21 protein-coding genes are annotated in these 18,442 nt (G+C 65.0%); 12 read left to right on the top strand and 9 right to left on the bottom strand.

The genetic code is table 11. The annotated features are described in order from the left end of the window. Positions 1 to 276 precede the first annotated feature (276 nt). The gene (locus BLT60_RS12565) at positions 277 to 1,239 is read right to left on the bottom strand and encodes a YHYH protein (protein ID WP_090876821.1); all 963 of its coding nucleotides are present in this window, start codon (positions 1,237 to 1,239) and stop codon (positions 277 to 279) included. A 45-nt stretch (positions 1,240 to 1,284) separates the two neighbouring features. On the opposite strand from BLT60_RS12565, the gene BLT60_RS12570 reads away from it, so the two are divergent. After that, positions 1,285 to 1,743, top strand: a complete 459-nt coding sequence (locus BLT60_RS12570) for a MarR family winged helix-turn-helix transcriptional regulator (protein WP_090876822.1) — start codon at positions 1,285 to 1,287, stop codon at positions 1,741 to 1,743. Between the two features lie 16 nt (positions 1,744 to 1,759). On the opposite strand, the gene BLT60_RS12575 is transcribed toward BLT60_RS12570, so the two are convergent. The 6 genes from BLT60_RS12575 to BLT60_RS12600 all read right to left on the bottom strand — a co-directional run bounded on the left by BLT60_RS12575 (position 1,760) and on the right by BLT60_RS12600 (position 6,152). Beyond that, the gene (locus tag BLT60_RS12575; protein ID WP_090876823.1) at positions 1,760 to 2,593 is read right to left on the bottom strand and encodes an amino acid ABC transporter permease; all 834 of its coding nucleotides are present in this window, start codon (positions 2,591 to 2,593) and stop codon (positions 1,760 to 1,762) included. Positions 2,594 to 2,774: 181 nt separating this feature from the next. Beyond that, the gene (locus BLT60_RS12580; RefSeq protein ID WP_090876824.1) at positions 2,775 to 3,569 is read right to left on the bottom strand and encodes a transporter substrate-binding domain-containing protein; all 795 of its coding nucleotides are present in this window, start codon (positions 3,567 to 3,569) and stop codon (positions 2,775 to 2,777) included. An 84-nt stretch (positions 3,570 to 3,653) separates the two neighbouring features. Next, positions 3,654 to 4,724 carry a fatty acid desaturase gene (locus tag BLT60_RS12585; RefSeq protein WP_175478415.1) on the bottom strand — a complete coding sequence of 357 codons (1,071 nt, stop codon included), beginning with the start codon at positions 4,722 to 4,724 and terminating at the stop codon, positions 3,654 to 3,656. Between the two features lie 91 nt (positions 4,725 to 4,815). Beyond that, positions 4,816 to 5,067, bottom strand: a complete 252-nt coding sequence (locus BLT60_RS12590; RefSeq protein WP_090876825.1) for a hypothetical protein — start codon at positions 5,065 to 5,067, stop codon at positions 4,816 to 4,818. Between the two features lie 46 nt (positions 5,068 to 5,113). Next, positions 5,114 to 5,410, bottom strand: a complete 297-nt coding sequence (locus BLT60_RS12595; protein WP_342028592.1) for a hypothetical protein — start codon at positions 5,408 to 5,410, stop codon at positions 5,114 to 5,116. Between the two features lie 43 nt (positions 5,411 to 5,453). After that, positions 5,454 to 6,152: a type 1 glutamine amidotransferase gene (locus tag BLT60_RS12600; protein WP_090876827.1), complete on the bottom strand. Its 699-nt coding sequence runs from the start codon at positions 6,150 to 6,152 to the stop codon at positions 5,454 to 5,456. Between the two features lie 83 nt (positions 6,153 to 6,235). Here BLT60_RS12600 and BLT60_RS12605 point away from each other — a divergent pair, with 83 nt between their 5' ends. Next, the gene (locus BLT60_RS12605; RefSeq protein WP_244521269.1) at positions 6,236 to 6,958 is read left to right on the top strand and encodes a metallophosphoesterase; all 723 of its coding nucleotides are present in this window, start codon (positions 6,236 to 6,238) and stop codon (positions 6,956 to 6,958) included. A gap of 63 nt (positions 6,959 to 7,021) precedes the next feature. Here BLT60_RS12605 and BLT60_RS12610 read toward each other — a convergent pair whose 3' ends face one another. Further along, the gene (locus tag BLT60_RS12610) at positions 7,022 to 7,681 is read right to left on the bottom strand and encodes a peroxiredoxin (protein ID WP_090876828.1); all 660 of its coding nucleotides are present in this window, start codon (positions 7,679 to 7,681) and stop codon (positions 7,022 to 7,024) included. A gap of 172 nt (positions 7,682 to 7,853) precedes the next feature. Further along, positions 7,854 to 8,732, bottom strand: a complete 879-nt coding sequence (locus BLT60_RS12615) for a LysR substrate-binding domain-containing protein (RefSeq protein ID WP_090877147.1) — start codon at positions 8,730 to 8,732, stop codon at positions 7,854 to 7,856. 168 nt (positions 8,733 to 8,900) lie between these two features. On the opposite strand from BLT60_RS12615, the gene BLT60_RS12620 reads away from it, so the two are divergent. The 10 genes from BLT60_RS12620 to BLT60_RS24585 all read left to right on the top strand — a co-directional run bounded on the left by BLT60_RS12620 (position 8,901) and on the right by BLT60_RS24585 (position 18,348). Beyond that, positions 8,901 to 9,212, top strand: coding sequence for a DUF1127 domain-containing protein (locus BLT60_RS12620; protein ID WP_175478416.1), 312 nt, complete (start codon positions 8,901 to 8,903; stop codon positions 9,210 to 9,212). A 137-nt stretch (positions 9,213 to 9,349) separates the two neighbouring features. Beyond that, positions 9,350 to 10,102 carry a 16S rRNA (uracil(1498)-N(3))-methyltransferase gene (locus BLT60_RS12625; protein WP_090877148.1) on the top strand — a complete coding sequence of 251 codons (753 nt, stop codon included), beginning with the start codon at positions 9,350 to 9,352 and terminating at the stop codon, positions 10,100 to 10,102. A gap of 87 nt (positions 10,103 to 10,189) precedes the next feature. After that, positions 10,190 to 11,029, top strand: coding sequence for a hypothetical protein (locus BLT60_RS12630; RefSeq protein WP_139167826.1), 840 nt, complete (start codon positions 10,190 to 10,192; stop codon positions 11,027 to 11,029). Beyond that, the gene (locus tag BLT60_RS12635) at positions 11,007 to 11,609 is read left to right on the top strand and encodes a hypothetical protein (protein WP_090876831.1); all 603 of its coding nucleotides are present in this window, start codon (positions 11,007 to 11,009) and stop codon (positions 11,607 to 11,609) included. The genes BLT60_RS12630 and BLT60_RS12635 overlap by 23 nt, the downstream gene beginning before the upstream one ends. A gap of 90 nt (positions 11,610 to 11,699) precedes the next feature. Then, positions 11,700 to 13,070: a glutamate--cysteine ligase gene (locus BLT60_RS12640; protein ID WP_090876832.1), complete on the top strand. Its 1,371-nt coding sequence runs from the start codon at positions 11,700 to 11,702 to the stop codon at positions 13,068 to 13,070. Between the two features lie 96 nt (positions 13,071 to 13,166). Next, complete coding sequence (locus BLT60_RS12645) at positions 13,167 to 14,018, top strand: universal stress protein (protein WP_090876833.1); 852 nt, start codon at positions 13,167 to 13,169, stop codon at positions 14,016 to 14,018. Between the two features lie 262 nt (positions 14,019 to 14,280). Continuing rightward, positions 14,281 to 14,838, top strand: a complete 558-nt coding sequence (locus tag BLT60_RS12650; RefSeq protein WP_090876834.1) for a glutaredoxin family protein — start codon at positions 14,281 to 14,283, stop codon at positions 14,836 to 14,838. A gap of 501 nt (positions 14,839 to 15,339) precedes the next feature. Continuing rightward, entirely contained in the window at positions 15,340 to 16,185 is an 846-nt protein-coding gene (locus tag BLT60_RS12655; RefSeq protein ID WP_090876835.1) for an ATP-binding cassette domain-containing protein, read from the top strand. Beyond that, positions 16,182 to 17,240 carry an ABC transporter permease gene (locus BLT60_RS12660; RefSeq protein WP_090876836.1) on the top strand — a complete coding sequence of 353 codons (1,059 nt, stop codon included), beginning with the start codon at positions 16,182 to 16,184 and terminating at the stop codon, positions 17,238 to 17,240. Before BLT60_RS12655 ends, BLT60_RS12660 begins: the two co-directional genes overlap by 4 nt. 109 nt (positions 17,241 to 17,349) lie before the next feature. Further along, positions 17,350 to 18,348 carry a substrate-binding domain-containing protein gene (locus BLT60_RS24585; RefSeq protein WP_210185609.1) on the top strand — a complete coding sequence of 333 codons (999 nt, stop codon included), beginning with the start codon at positions 17,350 to 17,352 and terminating at the stop codon, positions 18,346 to 18,348. The last annotated feature ends 94 nt before the right edge of the window (positions 18,349 to 18,442 follow it).

Genomic DNA, 18,442 nt, shown 5'->3' on the forward strand with positions numbered 1-18,442 from the left:
CCATGTGCCATGGAAAAGTCGCCGCACGCGATCTTGCCTCCGTCCGCTCCGCCGCTAACAGATTGCCGATGTCCGCCGGTTTGTCTTGGACTCACCGGGACCGCGACTTGTCCGTAACGCGACGGGGGACGGTGTGGACGCGGGCTTGCCATCGGAAAAGCCGTGCGCGCTCGGCCGCCCACCTCACGCATCGCGAGACGGTGCGGACGCAGGCGATCGAAGACAGGAGGCTGACGATCGGAACGAAGGCCCCGAGGGGACGGACGCCGGTTGGCGCTACTGCGGCGGCGGCGGCGGGCGTCCGTTCTGCGCGCCGATGCCCATGGCGGCATTGGTGACGAAGTTGTCCCGGGCCGTGACACCGACCAGGCAGGTGGGCAGGTTCGGGAAGGCCTCGGACGCGTGGTAGTGATAGACCGGCGTATCCGACCCTGCCGTCATCCCGACATGGCCGCTGCACTGGTCGAGGTCGTTCGGTACCGTCCCGTCCATGTCGGCGGAGCCGTACATCGCGTAGCCGTCATAGGCATATCCGAACAGGTCGGATGGCGACGTTTCGTGGACGCAGTCGGCGTCGACATGCTCGTGCGTCAGCGCCGTCTCGATGTCGGTCGCCGTTGCATGCCAGTGGTAATAGCCGCCGGGATCGACATGGCCGCCGCAGGTGTCGAGCGCCGGCAGGTGCCCGGTCTCCAGGACAGACGGCGCATCGGCGAAGATCGGCACGCCGTCGAGCGCCATGCCGACCAGCGCGACGGTGCCGAGATCGGTCACCGCGTCCGCCATCTTCGGTTCGGTCGGGATCAGCACGGTCGTCTCGACATCCGTGTCGAGCGTCGCCTCCAGGCACGTATTGCCCTCCGGTCGCTGGCCGGAGCCCGGGTCCGAGATGTTGATGACCCCGTCGGCATCGTAGAAGGTGTAGCCCTGCTCGCTCAGCATGCGGAAGAATGCGCCATCAAGGCGATAGGTCCCCGGATTGTCGCCATCCCAGACCCAGAGGCCGCCGGTGTCGTCGATCGTCTCCGGGCAGAATGGCCCGATCCTGAACGCCTCGCCGGGAAAGCTGGTGACGAGTTGCAGGCACTCCGCCGCCGAACCATCCGTCAGCGTGCAGTCGACGATCGCCGGCGCGGCTATCGCGTTGGCCGCCAAGAAGTCCTCCGCGTCGGCGCCTTCTGCCTGCGCCGCCATCGTTGACAGGATCAGTGCGACGCTCGCAAGAAACACATTTCGCATCGAAAATCCCTTTGCATCCGCAAATTGTTAGGATACTAATAGTAAATGCAACGACGAAACGCAAGCCTGCACCTGCTCCTCCATACCGCCCATCTCGTGGAAGAAGCCCTCCGGGACGATTTCGCGGCCATCGGGATTCAGCCCCGGCAGGCGCGGGTGCTCGACACGCTGGAACGCCTCGGCTCGGTCACCCAGGCCGAGATGGCCCGTGCCCATAGCGTCACGGCCGCCAGCATGAGCACCATGATCGACCGGCTGGCCGATGCCGGCCTCGTCGAGCGGCGACAACATCCGCAGCGCCGGCGCGATCACATCGTCAGCCTCACCGCCAGGGGACGCGACCTGCTTGGCGCTGTCGACCAGGTCTGGCAGCGGTGCGACGAACGGATCGAGTCATTGATCGGCAAGCGCCAGGCAAAAGAGTACTTCGCCACGACCCGCGCGTTGCGTGACGGGCTGGGGGGCGAGGCACCGCACCGGCGCGCTGCGAAGACCGCCGGCTGACGCCGCGCGGTCGCCGTCAGCGGTCCGTCCGCTTCATTCTCGCCTCCAACCCGCGCACCAGCAGCGACAGGCTGACGGTCATCACCAGGTAGAGGTAGGCGACGACGTTGTAGGTCTCGAAGAAACGGAAGGTCGAGGCGGAATAGACCTTGCCGAGCTGGGTGATGTCCTGGACGCCGAGCGCCGAGACCAGGGCCGAGTCCTTGATCATCGCGACGAAGTCGTTGCCGAGCGGCGGCAGCACGGTCCTCACTGCCTGCGGCAGCACGACCTTGCGCATCACCGCCCAGCGCTTGAGGCCCAACGACTCGGCCGCCTCGACCTGGCCCTGCGGCACCGCCTCGATGCCGGCGCGAAAAATCTCGGCGATGAAGGCCGAGTAACTGATGGTCAGCGCGAAGATCGCCCGCCAGGTCATGTCGAAATCACGCACGCTCATCGCCGGGAACCAGCCGGCGTCGATCAGGCCGCCGAAGACCCAGTTCCACAACGCGACGATCTGCGGCGCGCCGACGAAGGCGACATAGAACAGAAAGACGAGGATCGGCACGCCGCGGACGATCTCAATGTAAAAGGTCGCGATCTCGCGCAACACCCGGTGGCGCGACAGCCGGCCGAGGGCAACGACCAGCCCCAGCGTCATTGCGAAAGCAAAGGCGACGATCGACACCCACAGCGTGACGACGACGCCCTTGCGCAGCGCGTTGAAGATCGTCGCGTAGTCGCCGTCGGCCGAGATCAGCCAGGCGAAGACGACGCCAAGCAGGATGATCGCCAGCAGCCAGTAGGGAATCTCGCGGCGCGGCGCCCGGGCGCGACCGGGGCGTGGGGCGCCGTTCACCTCTCCCATGGGGAGAGGTCGACGAGCGATCGAAGACTGCGAGGCGGGTGAGAGGTCGACGTGTCGGGCCTTGTCCGGCGACTGCGACACCCCTCACCCGGATCGAGCCGCTGCCGCGTTTCGATCCGACCTCTCTCGATGGGAGAGGTGAGCCACGAGCGGGATGGCGCATGGGGCAAGAAGAGCGGCCTCACTGCTGGCTCTGGTACTCGAAGAACCACTTCTGGTTCAGCGCGTCGATCGTGCCGTCGTCCTGCATCGACTGGATCGCGGCGTTGAACGGCTCGACGAGATCGGAGCCCGGCGTGAAGATGAAGCCGAAGGCCTCTGCGCCGAGCGGGTCACCGACCACCATGAAGGAGTCCGGCGAGGCGCCCATGTAGCCGGCCGCACTGGTGGCATCCATCAGCACGGTGTCGACGTCGCCGGATTTCAGCGCCTGGACAGAGGCGCCAAAGGTCTCGAACAGCTTGATGCGGGGGTTGGCCTCGTCGCCGTCGAGGACGCTGTAGACGGCGGTGTAGAAGTTGGTGGTGCCGGCCTGGGCGCCGACCAGCAGGTCGCCATCTTCGGCGAAGCTCGCGGCGTCGGCGAAGCGGTCCTCGTCGGCGCGGACCAGCATGAACTGCTCGGAAATCATGTAGGGGTCGGAGAAATCGACCTGGGTCTGGCGCTCGGTGGTGATGGTGATGCCGTCCATGCCGACGTCGAACTGGCCTTCCCGCACCGCCTGGATCATCGTGTCCCAGCTTGACAGGCCCCACTCGACCTTGAGGTTGAGCCGGCTGGCGATCTCGTTGACCGCGTCATATTCCCAGCCGATGCCTTCGCCGGTCGCCGGGTCGACGAAGTTGAGCGGCGTATAGGCATTCTCGGTGACGGCCTTGATCACCCGGCCATCGAGGTCGGGAAGCCCGGCGGCGCCGGCGACGGCCGAAGAGGCAGCGATCAGGGCGGCGGCGATCAGCGTTCTGGAAAATAACATGGGACGACTCCGGAGCGTGGGGGTTCGCTCCCAAGTCTAGCCCCGTGATGGCGTCGAGAGAAGCCGGCGCGCGGCCGCGGGCGCTCAGGCGCCGGCGGCGCTTTCGCCGGGGGTCGACAGGGCCGCCCGTTGGCGGAGGCCAGCGGCGGTCTGCCGACGCAGGTCGCGGAAGGAGATCAGTCGGCGGTTTCCCTCGTCCCACAGCGCCAGGCGGACGCAGGCAAAGCTCTGCCAGAAGGTCAGGCGGCCGAGGTCGTGCAGTTCGGGATGGCTGCGCAGGACTTCCGGCAGCCGGTAATAGGGAATGCGGCTCGCCAGGTGATGGACATGGTGGATGCCGATATTGGCGCTGAACCAGCGCAGCACGCCGGGCAGGTCGTAGTGCGAGCTGCCATGCAGCGCCGCCTCGGAGTGCCGCCAGTCGCCCGCCTTTTCCCAGTGCGTCTCCTCGAACTGGTGCTGGACGAAGAACAGCCAGACGCCGATGGTCGCGGCGAAGATCAGGATCGGCAGCTGGATGATCAGGAACGGCCCGACACCGATCAGCCACATCAGGCCAGCGGCGATCGCTAGGATCGCGGCATTGGTCGCCATCGTGCTGACCCAGGGGCTCCATCCCGCCCGCATCAGGCCGATCGGCAGCCGCTGCTCGAGGATGAAGAGATAGCCCGGCCCGAGGCCGAAGAGTACGGCCGGATGGCGGCTCAGCCAGTAGAGCAGGCGTCCCCAGCGGCCGCGTTCGAGATATTCGTCGACCGTCAGCGTGGTGACGTCGCCGATCCCGCGCGAGTCGAGATTGCCCGAGGTCGCGTGATGGGCGGCGTGGCGTCGCCGCCAGTAGTCGTAGGGGGTGAAGGTCAGAACGCCGATCACCCGGCCGACCCAGTCATTGGTCACGCGGCGGCGAAAGAAGGAGTCGTGGCCGCAATCGTGCTGGATCAGGAACAGGCGAACCAGGAAACCGGCCGCCGGGATCGCCAGCAGCAAGGTCAGCCAGACGCCGACAAAGGTCAGCGCCGCCCACATCGTCGCCCAGAGCGCGATGAAGGGAACGGCGGTGATGACGATTTCGACGATGCTGCGCAGCGGGCTCGGCTCCCGGCAGCGCGCCAGCGTCTTTCTCAAGGCACTCTCGTCGACTGTCCTGGCGTTCACGGTGCTGCCTTCTCAAGAGTCGGCGACCGGCCGCAGCCGGGCAGCGGTAAGGAACCCGTCGGGCGGGCGAAACGCATCAACCGTCGTTCCATCAGGAAACGGCCTTGCGGGTCAGGGGGTAGTCGGCGCCGTCGTAGAGGCCCTGGATCTGGCCGCGCTCGAACCGCTCTTCACCAACCTGGAGGGTGGTGAAGCCGGCGGAGGCGACGCCGAGTTCCTCGACGGCGAAGGAGATGGCCTCGGCCGCTGTCGGGAAGCGCCGATAAACCATCTTGCGGTTAGACCGCAAGCTGCTGTTGTAGAAGAGCTCGGCGGGGGCCGAATAGTCGAGGTCAGCCTGCATCGGGTTCGCGTACCGGATCGCGGGCGGGCGCGGCTTCGCGCCAGCTTCAGATCGCAGCCTTTGGCGGGTTGAGTTGATCTTCGGCCGCCACCCGCTCGTTGCGCTCCAGCTCGCTCTTGATCCGATACTGGAATTGCCCTTCCTCGGCGGGAAGGAGCCGGACGATTTCGTACTCGCCCTGCGCTGCGGTTGTGCGCACTCTATTGTAGTATTTTACTTTCTGGCCGACAGAAAATTTATGATTTTGCATTTCACAAATATAGAGACCGGCTGAATACTTACAAGAAAAAACCAAGAAAACTTGGGAAAATAGCGCGCCTAAAAGGGCGACAAATCGTCCCAAGCGCGTGCAACGACACGGTTATCCGCCTTTGCCGTGCGTCGTGTCAGATCAGCGCGACCCAGCGACGCGCCAGCGCCGCGCCCAGCGCGTCGGCCGCCCCGCCATGACGCGCCGCCTCGGTCGGGTGGCGGTCGAACCAGTCCGGCGAATGGGCAGCGATTTCCGGCGCAAAGGCCGCGTTCCATTGCGATACCAGCGCCCGGTCGGCCTCGAAGTGAAACTGGACGCCATAGACGGCGCGGCCAAGCCGGAACGCCTGGATTGCGGTCCGGTCGCTGCTGGCCAGATGCGTCGCCCCCGGCGGCAGGGTGATGGTGTCCGAGTGCCAGTGAAAGACAGGGGCGCGGTCGCCGAGCGCCGCCATCAGCGGGTCGTCGCGCCCGGCCGGAGTCGGTTGCACCGGATGCCAGCCGAATTCGACCGGCCGGCCGAGGATATTCTCGGCGCCGTGCCCCCGCGCCACGAGCTGCGCGCCGAGGCAGATGCCGAGCACCGCCTTGTCCGCGTCGCCGAAAGCGCGGCTCAACGCGGCCAGCGCCGGAAGATAGGGATGCGCGTCGTCATCGAGCGCCGTCTGCTCGCCGCCGAGAATGACCAGCGCATCGTGGCTATCATGCCCGGCCGGCAGCCCCTCGCCGTCAAAGGCCCGGACGAGGTCGATATCGGCCGCCGCATCGGCCAGCGCGACGCCGACCAGCCCGAGCGGGGTGGCACGGTAATTCTCGATCACCAGGACGCGCATGAACGGTTTTCCCCGGGGCAGGACGCGGCAGAGGCAGGACTGTTAGCATGGCGGCGAAGCAGTGCGGGAGTTTCGTGACAGAGATGAAGGTCGGAAAAGCAAGAACGCCGGACGGGATGCGGCTCTACGCCATCGGCGATGTCCACGGTCGCGACGATCTGCTGTCCGAAAACCATCGGAAGATTGCGGCCGACCTCGCCGAGCGGCCGGTGGCGGATCACCGCATCGTCCATGTCGGCGACTATGTCGATCGCGGCCCCGACTCGGCCGCCGTCATCGACCGCCTCGCCGGCCTCGTCGATAACGGCCACGTCGTCTGCCTGCTCGGCAACCACGACCAGATGATCCTCGACTTCCTGGCCGATCCGGTCGCGGGCGCGCCGATGTGGCTGATGAATGGCGGCGAGGCGACCCTGCGCAGCTATGGCGTCACACCGGACGGCTGGCGCGAGTCCGATCGTCATGTCACCGACATCCGGGACCGCTTCGCCGAGGTCTTCCCCGCCCACCACCGGACGTTCATCGAGGAGCGCCCCTGCACGATCCAGTTCGGCGACTTCTTCTTCTGTCACGCCGGCATCCGGCCGCGCGTCCCGCTTGACCAGCAGATCAAGCAGGACCTGATCTGGATCCGCGACGATTTCCTGCGCTACGGGCGCCAGCACGATGTCGTCGTGGTCCACGGCCACACGCCGTCGAAGCGCCCGGAGGTTCGCCCCAACCGCATCAACGTCGACACCGGCGCCGTCTTCGGCGGGCCGCTGACGACGCTGGCGCTGGAGGGGACCGACCACCGGTTCCTCTAGCGCCATGAAAAAACGGCGCGCCCGCGAGGACGCGCCGTCGATCGATGCCTGCGACGGCCGGGATTACTTCGGCTGCGGCACGATGCGGATATAGGGCTTCGGCTCCTTCCAGCCGTCCGGCCAGATCTTCTTGGCGTCGTCGTTGTTGACCGAGCCGGCGATGATGACGTCCTCGCCTTCCTTCCAGTTCGCCGGAGTCGCCACCTTGTGCTTGGCGGTGAGCTGCAGCGAGTCGACGACGCGGAGGATCTCGTCAAAGTTCCGGCCGGTCGACATCGGGTAGGCGAGCATCAGCTTGATCTTCTTGTCCGGGCCGATGACGTAGACGGTGCGCACCGTCTGGTTGTCGGCGGCGGTGCGGCCTTCCGACGAGTCGCCGATGCTGGCGGGAAGCATGTCGTAGAGCTTGGAGACCTTGAGTTCCGGATCGCCGATCATCGGGAAGTTCGGCGCGACGCCCTGTGTCTCGGCAATGTCCTTGGCCCATTCGCCGTGCCGACCGACCGGGTCGACGCTGAGGCCGATGATCTTGACGTTGCGCTTGTCGAAATCCGGCTTCAGTTTTGCCGCGGCGCCGAGTTCGGTGGTGCAGACCGGGGTGAAATCCTTCGGGTGCGAAAAGATGATGCCCCAGGAATCGCCCAGCCACTCGTGGAAGCGAATGTGGCCATCGGTGGTCTCGGCCTCGAAATCAGGCGCGGTGTCGCCAATGCGCAAACCCATCGTCGTCTCTCCTCTTTGTGATTATGGGGTGGATTTAAGCTCGCAAGGCATTCGCTTCAAGCGAGGAAATGGCGTGGGAAACGGCCAAAAAGGAATGGAATGGCCGTAACGGGAGGCGTCTGAGATAGGTGTTCCGGGGGCCCTCGTCTGTGACTCGTTTCACTTGACCCGGTCACTCGGCGGCAGCAGGAACCGAGAGGTTGTCGAGCGAGGAAACGATATGCTCGGCCAGCGCGTCGATCAGCGGCGATGACGGCCGGTGCCAGGAGCGAACGATGCCGATCTCGCACATCGGCAGGCGGGGGAAGCCGTCACTCTCCCCGAGCACCCGCATCCCTGGCCGCAGCGCCGACTCGGCCATGGTGGTGATCGCCAGTCCCGCCGATACCGCGGCGCCGACGGCCGTCGAGTTGCTGCTCTGGTAGAGGACGCGGAACTTCCGTCCGGCCTCGGTCAGGGAATCAATCGCCGCCGCCCGCCACAGGCAGGGCGGCTTGAACAGCGCCAGCGGCAGCACCTCTTGGTCCTCCGGCGAATGCTGCGCCGAGGTGACCCAGAGGAGCGGCTCGTGGCGGATGACATCGACCGCGCCCTCGCCGCAGTTGGTGACGATGGCCAGATCGAGTTCGCCGGCCCGCACCTGGTTGATCAGGTCCATCGACTGCTCGCACACCACCGACACCTCGACACGTGGATTCGATCGCGAGAACCGCGCCAGGACCATGGGCAAAAACCGCTCGGCGTAATCGTCGGGCGTGCCGAAGCGGACGTTGCCGCTCAGCTCCGAGTCGTCGAAGGCGGACAGCGTCTCCTCCGAGAGCCGGATCATCCGCCGCGCATAGCCGAGCAGCCGTTCGCCGTCCTCGGTCAGCCGCGAGGCGCGACCGTCGCGCATGAAGATCGGCTTGCCGATCCGCTCCTCCAGACGCCGCATCTGCATCGAGACCGCGGACTGGGTCTTGAAGACCACGTCGGCCGCCTTGGTGAAGCTGCCGGTCTCGGCGATGGCGACGAAAGTCCGGAGCTGGTCGAGGTCGAGATTGGCGGCCATGGGGTCCTCGTCGCACGCATCAGGATCGTTGATGATCAACATTAGAAACATTCGTTGGAATGATCAATTGATCGGATGCATGTTTCGGGTGTCGCAAGCACACGGTGTTCCGGACAATGCCGGTACGGGTCGCTTGGACGACGCTCGATACAAGATCAGGAGGCCATCATGGCCACGACCGAATTCACCGCGCCGGCGGCTGCCGGCGGCAGTTTCTTGCGCCTTGTCGGAGCCGGAGTTTCGCGCCTTGCGGTGCTTTGGCGTTCCTACCAGAACCGCCGGGAGGTTGCCCGTCTGCTGTCGCTCGACAGCCGGATGCTCAGCGACATCGGCGTGACGCGCGGCGACGTCGAATCGGCCATGGCCATGCCAATGCCGGACGATCCGTCGAGCCACCTCGCGGCGCTTGCCCATGAGCGCCGTGCTGCCCAGCGCGCCACCTACGAAGCGCAGCAGGTGCGCGCCGCGCGGCGCGGCTGACCGCCGGGACACCCGCTTTCGCGGAGTCGCCGGTCCCCTGGGGCTCCGTACACACTGGCCCGCCCTCACCGGCGGGCCTTTTTTTGCGCCGGCGATGGTTGCCAGCGGTGGCCGCGGGGGATATCGGCGGTGTCGTCATGGCGCGCTACGATTTTCGCACCCACCGCCTCTTCGTCGACCAGGAGCTTGCTCCCGGCGCGCGATGTCCGCTCGACCGCAAGCAGGCCAACTATCTGGTCAACGTCCTCAGGATGAACGACGGCGACGGCCTGCTGGTGTTCAACGGCCGGGACGGCGAATGGCGGGCGACGCTGGCCAGCGAGAGCCGCAAGTCCCACGTGCTTGTTGTCGATGCGCAGGAGCGGCCCCAGCCCGCGGCGCCGGACCTGGAATATCTCTTCGCCCCTCTCAAGCAGGCGCGACTCGACTACATGGTCGAGAAGGCGGTGGAGATGGGCGTCGGCCGCCTGCGCCCGGTCCTCACCCAGCACGGCCAGGTGAGCCGCATCAACCGGAGCCGCATGGAATCGAATGTGATCGAGGCGGCCGAGCAATGCGGCATCCTCGCCATCCCCACCGTCGATGACCCGGTTCCGCTGACGACGCTGCTCGATGCCTGGCCCGATGCCGAGCCCGGACGGCGCCTCGTCTTCTGCGACGAAGGCCATCCGGGCGACAATCCCCTCACCGTCCTGTCGCAGCTCGCGCCGTCACCGCTCGCCGTGCTGATCGGCCCGGAAGGCGGTTTCTCGGCCGGCGAGCAGGAACGCCTGCGCAGTCTGCCCTTCGTCACCCCCCTCCCCCTCGGCCTCCGCATCCTGCGCGCCGACACCGCGGCGGTCGCCGCGCTGGCGCTGGTCCAGGCGACGCTGGGGGACTGGCGCTCGTGAGTTGTATATTTTATTATTAGACCTATAAGTTGCATTATAGGTTCAACGCCAGTATCCTTCCCACGAACGATTGAGGGAGGTATGGCAATGCGGTTCAGATCTTTCCGCACCTTCGCAGCAGTTTCCTCGCTCCTGATGTCACCGGCCGTTGCCTTCGCTGGTGACTCCTATTGCGAAGCTTTCGGTGCGCGACTCATCCCGAATCATCTGTACGCCGCTACCTGCCCTTCCGCTCGGTGCCTCGTCGACTTGACCGGCCGTGGATCGAAGCCCGTGCTGAAACGGGGCGCTTCTTATTACTTCATGCTCGCGCTCGGCGGCGACCTGCCGCCTCGGAGCGCGGTGGTGATCAAGGCCCGCTACTGGAACATGGCGCAGCCCGCAAAGAAAATGAGATCGGTGCATATCAGCCGAGAAGAAACCGACATCGGCTGCAAGGGGGAGTCCCTTCCGCGGTACCCATCCCAGGATGAGGCCGAGGTTTCCCTGCGCGGCTACGATAACTATCACCGGTTCGGCTTTGCCGGAGTCGACGACCGACGCAAACTCAATCGCTTTCATTTCTCCTATGATGACGGGACCCGGTGTGTTTCGACCAACAGCCGGCAGAACCGACGGCAATTCCTGCTTCATTCCCACGACTACCAGCCCGGATTCTTCGGTACGCTCGCAGCCCGTTCCGGCCTGCGTTCGAGCTATGCCCTCGCGGACACCAATCCCGACTACAAGAAGATTGTCAGCTACGAAAAAATCTCAGTGACGCTCGGCGCCTACAATCGCCGTACCAACATCTCCGCATGCGTAGGGTTTGCCGCAAAGACCACCTTCGATGGCGTCGACCTCGAATTCGTCGACCTGAACCGGAACCTTCCGCGCTCGACCATCTCAGCCATGAAGACTTGGTATGTCCCCTTTGCCGCCCGCTAAGGCCGGTGGCACTTTAGTCCGCTCGCTTCTGGATGTTCTCAAACACGCCTGGAACGTCCCCATCCCCAAAGCCGGTGCGGCCACTGTTGATTCCACGCTTCAGGGTTACCGGGGTTACGCGATCATCGCGGTGTTCTTCGCCGTTTTCGTTGCGCGCGGCGGGCCGGCAAGTGACGATGAACTTGGCGTAAATCTTCTCTCATCGAGCGCCGCGTCGATCGTCGCAGGCGTGCTCGACGGACTATTTGGCAAGAACCGAATCCTTATCCAATTCAATATCATCGTCACAATTGTTGTTCTTACATTGACTTTTATCGTCGCAGACACCCTCACCATCGGGACTAACTGGTACGAGCATGTCGCGGACGATTACGACTGGTATGTTCCTGGCCTGATCTTGGCTGCCCCCATCACTTGGATGTTGCTGGTGATAAAGGCCGGCGTCCAAGCCTGCGGCGTGAGCGCCGCTATGGTCACGCAGGCCATCCTTATCGTGATCGTCGCATCGATGGTTCTGGCAGTTCTGCTTTCGATCGGCGACGGCACATACAACGAACTCAATGATTGGCTTTCCGGCTGACGGGCTCCCGGTCACAATCGCCAATCTGGGAGTTGTCGGCGGCAGTTGCCGTCGCTAAGTTCGTCGCCCTGTCTTCTGGAAAGAGTATGAATGGCCCGCGACGTCTCTGACGCGACGCCGATCGTTTCGCGCGACCAACTCGTCGAATCACTCGCCTCCGGCTGCAAGCCGGCGAGCCGGTGGCGCGTCGGGACCGAGCACGAAAAATTCGGCTTCTACCTCGATACCTGCGCCCCGGTTCCCTACGAGGGGCCGCGCGGCATCCGCAAGCTGCTCGAGGCGATGGAAGGCCTGCTTGGCTGGCAGCCGATCTACGATCACGACAAGATCATCGGCCTGACCGACCCGACCGGCCTCGGCGCTATCTCGCTCGAGCCCGGCGGCCAATTCGAGCTCTCCGGCGCGCCGCTTGAAAACGTCCACCAGACCTGCCGCGAGGTGAACGGCCACCTCGCCCAGGTCCGCGAATGCGCGACGCCGCTCGGCATCGGCTTCCTCGGCCTCGGCTCGTCGCCGAACTGGACGCTGGCCGAAACGCCGCGCATGCCGAAATCGCGCTACGACATCATGTCCCGCTACATGCCGAAGGTCGGCACCCGGGGCCTCGACATGATGTACCGGACCTGCACCATCCAGGCCAATCTCGACTTCTCCAGCGAAGCCGACATGGTGCAGAAGATGCGCGTCGCCGTTGCGCTGCAGCCGATCGTCACCGCGCTCTTCGCCAACTCGCCCTTCACCGAGGGCAAGCCCAACGGCTTCCAGTCGTGGCGGTCCTGGGTGTGGCTCGATACCGACAACGACCGCTCGGGCATGGTCCCGTTCGTCTTCGAGGACGGCTTCGGCTTCGAGCGCTACGTCGACTGGGCGCTCGACGTGCCGATGTATTTCGCCAAGCGCGGCAATACCTATCACGACGTCGCCGGCGGCGATTTCCGCGACCTGATCGACGGCAACCTCAAGGAGCTGCCCGGCGAGACCGCGACGGTCTCCGACTGGGAGAATCACCTCACCACCCTCTTCCCCGAGGTGCGGCTCAAGCGCTTCATCGAGGTTCGCGGCGCCGATGGCGGGCCGGGCCGGCGGATCTGCGCCCTGCCGGCGCTGTGGGTCGGCCTGTTTTACGACCAGGCGTCGCTGGACGGCGCCTGGGACATCGTCAAGGACTGGACCACCGAGGAGCGCCAGACGCTGCGCGAGGCGGTGCCGACCACAGCGCTCGCCACCCCCTTCCGCAACCGCACCGTTCGCGACATCGCCCGCGACGTCATTGGCCTCGCCCGTGCCGGCCTCACCCGCCGCGCCCGCCTCAACGGCGAGGGCGACGACGAGACCATGTTCCTTTCGTCGCTGGAGGAGATCGTTGCGACCGGCGAAACGCAGGCCCAGACGCTGCTCCGCCAGTATGAGACGGAGTGGAACCACGACATTGGCAGGATCTACAAGGACTACGCCTACTGAGCGCCGGCCCGCGCCTTTGATCCCGCGCAAGGCCACGGCGGCCGGCAACGCCTAGAGTGAGGTTCACGCACCCCATCGGGAAAGAGGAGTTCGGCCATGTCGCAGACCCAGGGTTCCACGATTCGTGACATCCTCGTGGTTGTCGATCTCGGCGGCGAGAGACGCGCCACAGTCGTCGCAGCCGACCTTGCCCGGCGCACCGGCGCCCACCTGACCGGACTGTCGCTGGTCTACGACCCGACCATCCCCGTATACACCTTCGCCGCGCCGATCCCGACCGACTTCGTCGTCGCCGCCCGCGAGCAGAGCGAGACCGAGGCAAAGGCGGCGATGGCGGCCTTCGAGGCGATCGGCCAGCGCGCCGGCATCCCGATCGAAAGCCGCCTCGGCGAGACGCTGACGGGCGACGGTTTTCTGGCCGTGATCCGCAACGCCATCTTCGCCGATATCGCCGTCATCGGACAGGACGACCCGGACCGCCCCGAACCCAGCCGCGATACCTTGATCGAGGCGCTTCTCTTCCAGGCGGGCGTCCCAACGCTGGTGGTTCCCTTCGCCGGGGTCAGCGAATTCGTGCCGGACAAGGTGGTGATCGGATGGAATGGCAGCGCGGCCGCCGGTCGCGCCGTCCGCGCCGCGATGCCGCTGCTCGCCACCGCGAAGGAGGTCCTGGTCGCCATGGTCGACGAAGGCCGGGAGCAGGTCGGCGAACCCGGCGCCGACATCGGCGCCTATCTCGCCCGCCACGACCTCAATGTCACCGTCCGCACCATCGGCGACATGCCGAACGGCGCCGGCCAGGCGCTCCTGTCATTCGCCGCCGACGAGGAGGCCAACTGGATGGTGATGGGCGCTTACGGCCATAGCCGGATCAGGGAATTCCTGCTCGGCGGAGCCACCCGCCACATCCTCGCCAACGCGACTCTGCCAATCCTGATGTCGCACTGAGCGGACGGCCACGATCGCCCTGGACCAGTTCAACGCTTAAGGATCGTCCGACCGCCCTCGCGGCGCGCGCAAGGCCGCGAGTGTCAGGCGTTGAGCGCCGCGGATCGCTGGTTGCCGCGGACTCCGACCTGCTGAATCCAACAGCCAGCCACCGGAACCGGCAACCGCGCGCAGGGTTGACCGTCGGTTACCCGCGTCCAACTACCTTGTCGGCGCCATCGTTCCGGCACCCTTTCCAATCCCCGAGTCATGAGAGAGCACGATGACGAAAGAGTCCCTCCGCCAGACGCTCATCGACCTGTTCACCGCGACCGCCGAGGCCCATCACGAGGCTTATGCTGCGACCGACGGCAACGATCCCGAGTGGCCGCTCTGGTATGCGGAGCATCTTCACGCGCCGCTGACGGAAGCGCTGGATGCCGGGTTCACCCGCAGCCTGCTCGTCTACTGCCTGATGAATGCCGACCTCGAACAACAGGCCCGGTCGCCGGACACCGCGTGGCAGGCCTTCTACGCCGATCATTTCATCGAGCATTTCGCCGCCTCCGACGCGCCGGCGGTCGACAAGCTGGCGCTCTACACCTCGGCCTATTGCCCCTTCTCGCGAATGGTCGAGCGGTCGATCGAACAGTTGGGGATCGACGTCGAGCGCCGCGACATCAACGCCGACAGCGCCCACCGCGACGCCCTCGTCGATGCGCGAGGCCGCGCGACGGTCCCGGTCCTCCACATCGACACCGGCGACGGCCAGCGCTGGATGCCGGAATCGCGCGACATCATCCGCTACCTGGAACACACCTACGGCAAGCGCGCCGCCTGACGTCGTCTATCCTGGTGAGCGTTCTTCTTGGCCGGAGCAGGTTTCCGTTCGCGGGCTCCCGCCGCGCCACTCATCAACGAGGCCCGGTTCGGAGCGGAATCGTTTGGATAGAATGGCCGCATTTGGCCCAAAGCTGCCGTCCGAGTCAGTCCCGACGACCGCCCGCCCTTGACGCAAGGCAGCCGTAACCTGGCGCGATCAAAAGGGGCCTGATACGGCCCCTCCGAACGTGCTTCCAACCTGAGCCAGATCGTCCATCGGATGGATGTCCGCTCCCGAAATGGAGCCATCCTTCGAAGCGCCACCGGTTTGTTCGCCATCGTGAGGTTGCACTGCGGCCATTTGCCTCAATCGACGTCCTGTGGTGTCATCGAGAATGGGCGGTTGCGGGGAACCTTCGAAAACAGTCTCCAAGTCCGGTCGAGCCAGACGCCAATCGTGTCTTCGTGTTGACAAGGAGGACTGTGAGACCATGCAGAAGCCCAACCCGCTCTGTCCGCAATGAGCGTTGCCCAGGACCACCCGGCAAGCGAGGTTCCCTCCTCAGGGGAGCGTGGCCGGTCGCAGGAGGGCGAAGAGCCTCCACTTCTCTCGGTTGTCGGTCTTGAGAAATCCTATGGCGGTCTGAAGGCGATCGACGGGGTCAGCCTGACGATCGAGAAGGGCGAGATCGTCGCACTGGTCGGCGACAACGGTGCGGGCAAGTCGACGCTCATCAAGACGATCTGCGGCGCGCTCAGGCCCGACGCCGGGGACATCTTCTTGCGCGGAAAGCCGGTCGATTTCGGCAGTCCCAAGGATGCCACCGATGCCGGGATCGAGACGGTGCACCAGTCGCTCGGCCTGGTGGACACGCTGACGGTGCCGGAGAATGTCTTTCTCGGTCGTGAAGAAACGACCCGGCTGTTCGGCCTGTTTCCGCAGCTCGATCTGGGCAAGATGCGCGCCGAAACGCGAAAGCTTCTGGAGCGTTTTGGGATCTCCGTGCCGACCCTGAACGAGCCGGTGTTTCGGTTGTCCGGTGGCCAGCGGCAGACGATCGCCATTTCCCGCCTGCTTCTGTCCGAGCCAAGCCTTTTGATCATGGACGAACCGATGGCCGCTTTGGGGGTGGACGAGGGGCGTCGCGTCCTGGACCTCGTGGTCAACCTGCGTGACGAAGGGATCGCCGTCCTGATGATTAGCCATAACCTCGAGCACGTGTTTCAGATCGCCGATCGGATCGCCGTCTTGAAGAACGGCAAGCTGGTTGGCGTCGTGTCCACCTCTGACGTGAGCCGCGAATCGGTGGTGGGGATGATCACCATGGGTGTCGCCTCGATCGACCCTAAGAGGACAGATCGATGACAGAAACAATCGCGGGCGATACGGTCGGCGGTGCCAAGCTGATCGGGACCGCCGATCGCCGGTTCCCGCTCGATGGGCTTGGCCTGACCCTGGTCATCGTGGCGCTCGGCGTGATCTTCACCCTGATCAATCCGCGCTTTGCCAGTGTCGACAACTTTCTCAATATCCTGACACAGGCCTCCACCTATATCATCGTCGCCATGGGGATGACTTTCGTCATCGCCAAGGCCGGCATCGATCTGTCGGTCGGCTCGATGCTGGCGCTGGTCACCTGCGTCTTCTTCGGGTTCATCGACGATGGCATGGCCTGGGGGCTCGCGCTGGTCATCATGTTCGCGCTGGGTGCCTTGCTCGGCGCCTTCAACGGCATTTTGGTCGCCTTTCTCGCCGTCCCGGCGCTGATCGCGACGCTCGGCACGATGGTGGCCTATCGTGGCCTGGCGCTACTGCACTCGTCAGGCAAGCTCTACTACGGCCTGCCGCTGGAGATCGTCTGGCTGGGGCAGGGTCATATCTTCGGCATACCGGTCCCGGTGGTGATCGCCGCTGTCTTCGTCGCTTTTTCATGGTGGCTGTTCAACCGGACGCCGTTTGGCGTGCACTGCCGCGCGGTCGGTGGCAATCGCGAAGCCGCCCGGCTTTCCGGGATCCGGGTCAGCCGGATCGAGGTGCTGGTCTACACCTTTTCCGGGATCTGCGTGACCATCGGCGGCCTGATCTGGATGGCGCGCATCGATGGCACCCAGGCGACCTTCGGCACCGCCATGGAGATCCATGTCATCGCTGCGACGATCATTGGCGGCACGAGTCTGTTCGGCGGGCGCGGCACCATCTACGGCACACTCGCCGGCGCAATCCTGCTCACCATGCTCAACAACGCTCTGGTTATCGCCGGTGTGGAGTTCTTCTGGCAACTCGTCGCGATCGGGGTGATCGTCGTCATCGCCGTGACGGTGAACAACATTCGGGAGAACAGGATCACCTGGCTTGAAACGCTTCGGGTTCGGCGTAACCAGGCGCGGAACCGATCGGTGGCGCGAGGCAGTATCGCATAGGGCCGACGAACACTCCAGGACCTGCGCCGACCCGCGGCCTGCCTACCCGTGATCCGGGTTCGGATGATCACGGTGAGAAAAAGAAAATGCACCAAGGGAGGAAATGACGATGATAGCCAAATTGACCCGCCGCGTTGTCGCGGGCGTTGCCGTCGCGCTGCCGCTCACCGGATACGGGCTTGCCGACATGGCCAGGGCCGACACGATCGAGATCGCCTATCTCTCGCCGTCGTTCGACGTGTCAGACGCCTGGGAACGGGTCTATTACGCGATGAGCGGCCGCCTCGACGAACTCGGCGTCGACTACAACGTCCAGCAACTTGCTGTCGCCAATGCCACCGACCACGCCGGTCAGTTGGCCCAGATCGAGAGCGTCATTCAAAAGGGTGTCGATTACGTTTTCCTCGGCGCGACCGAGTACGAATCGGCGATTCCCGGCCTGCGTAAGCTGAAGGCAGCCGGCATTCCGACCGTCGTCTACAACTTCCTCGAACCCCACGAAGACGAGCAGGCCCGGGCGATGCGCTATATCGCCTTCGACCATGAAGAGGGTGGTCGTCTCGCCGGCGCCTGGGCCGCCCTGGCATTGGACGGCAAGGGCAAGATCGCGATCCTGCAAGGTGTTCCCGGCGTGGTAAGCGACCAGCGCATGAACGGCTTCCGGTCGGTGGTCGACAACTTCCCGGATATCGAAGTGGTGGTCGGGGTTCACACCGATTTCGATCGGGTCAAGGCCTTCGACGCAACCCAGAATCTCCTGGCCGCCCAAGACGACATCGACCTGATCTACGGTGTCTCGACCGCCGTCGGTCTTGGCGCTGGTCAGGCAATCCGTCAGGCGGGCAAGTCGGACGAGATCATGTCGATGGGATTTGGCGGCACCGGCGACGAGATCACTGCGATGGCTGAGGGATGGCTCAGCGCTTCGCCGCTGCGCTGTATCGACGACAGTGGTGTCGCTGTCGCCGATGCGTTCGTCCAGCAGATGAATGGCGAGGACGTCTCGGTGGTCTGGTCGGGGCCGTTCAAGATGATCGACGCCGATACCGACGCCGCCGCCATGATCGAGCACTGCACCCGCTATTCGCGCCCGGCAATGGGGCGTTAGTCTGGCGCTTCCATGAGAAGCCCGTGAGCGGTCGCCGCCTTGTCGACCGCTCACGGACATCGCAGCAGCCTTGCTGTCCTCGTCGAGGGACAAG

The organism is Bauldia litoralis, from assembly GCF_900104485.1.
Classification (GTDB): Bacteria; Pseudomonadota; Alphaproteobacteria; order Rhizobiales; family Kaistiaceae; genus Bauldia; species Bauldia litoralis.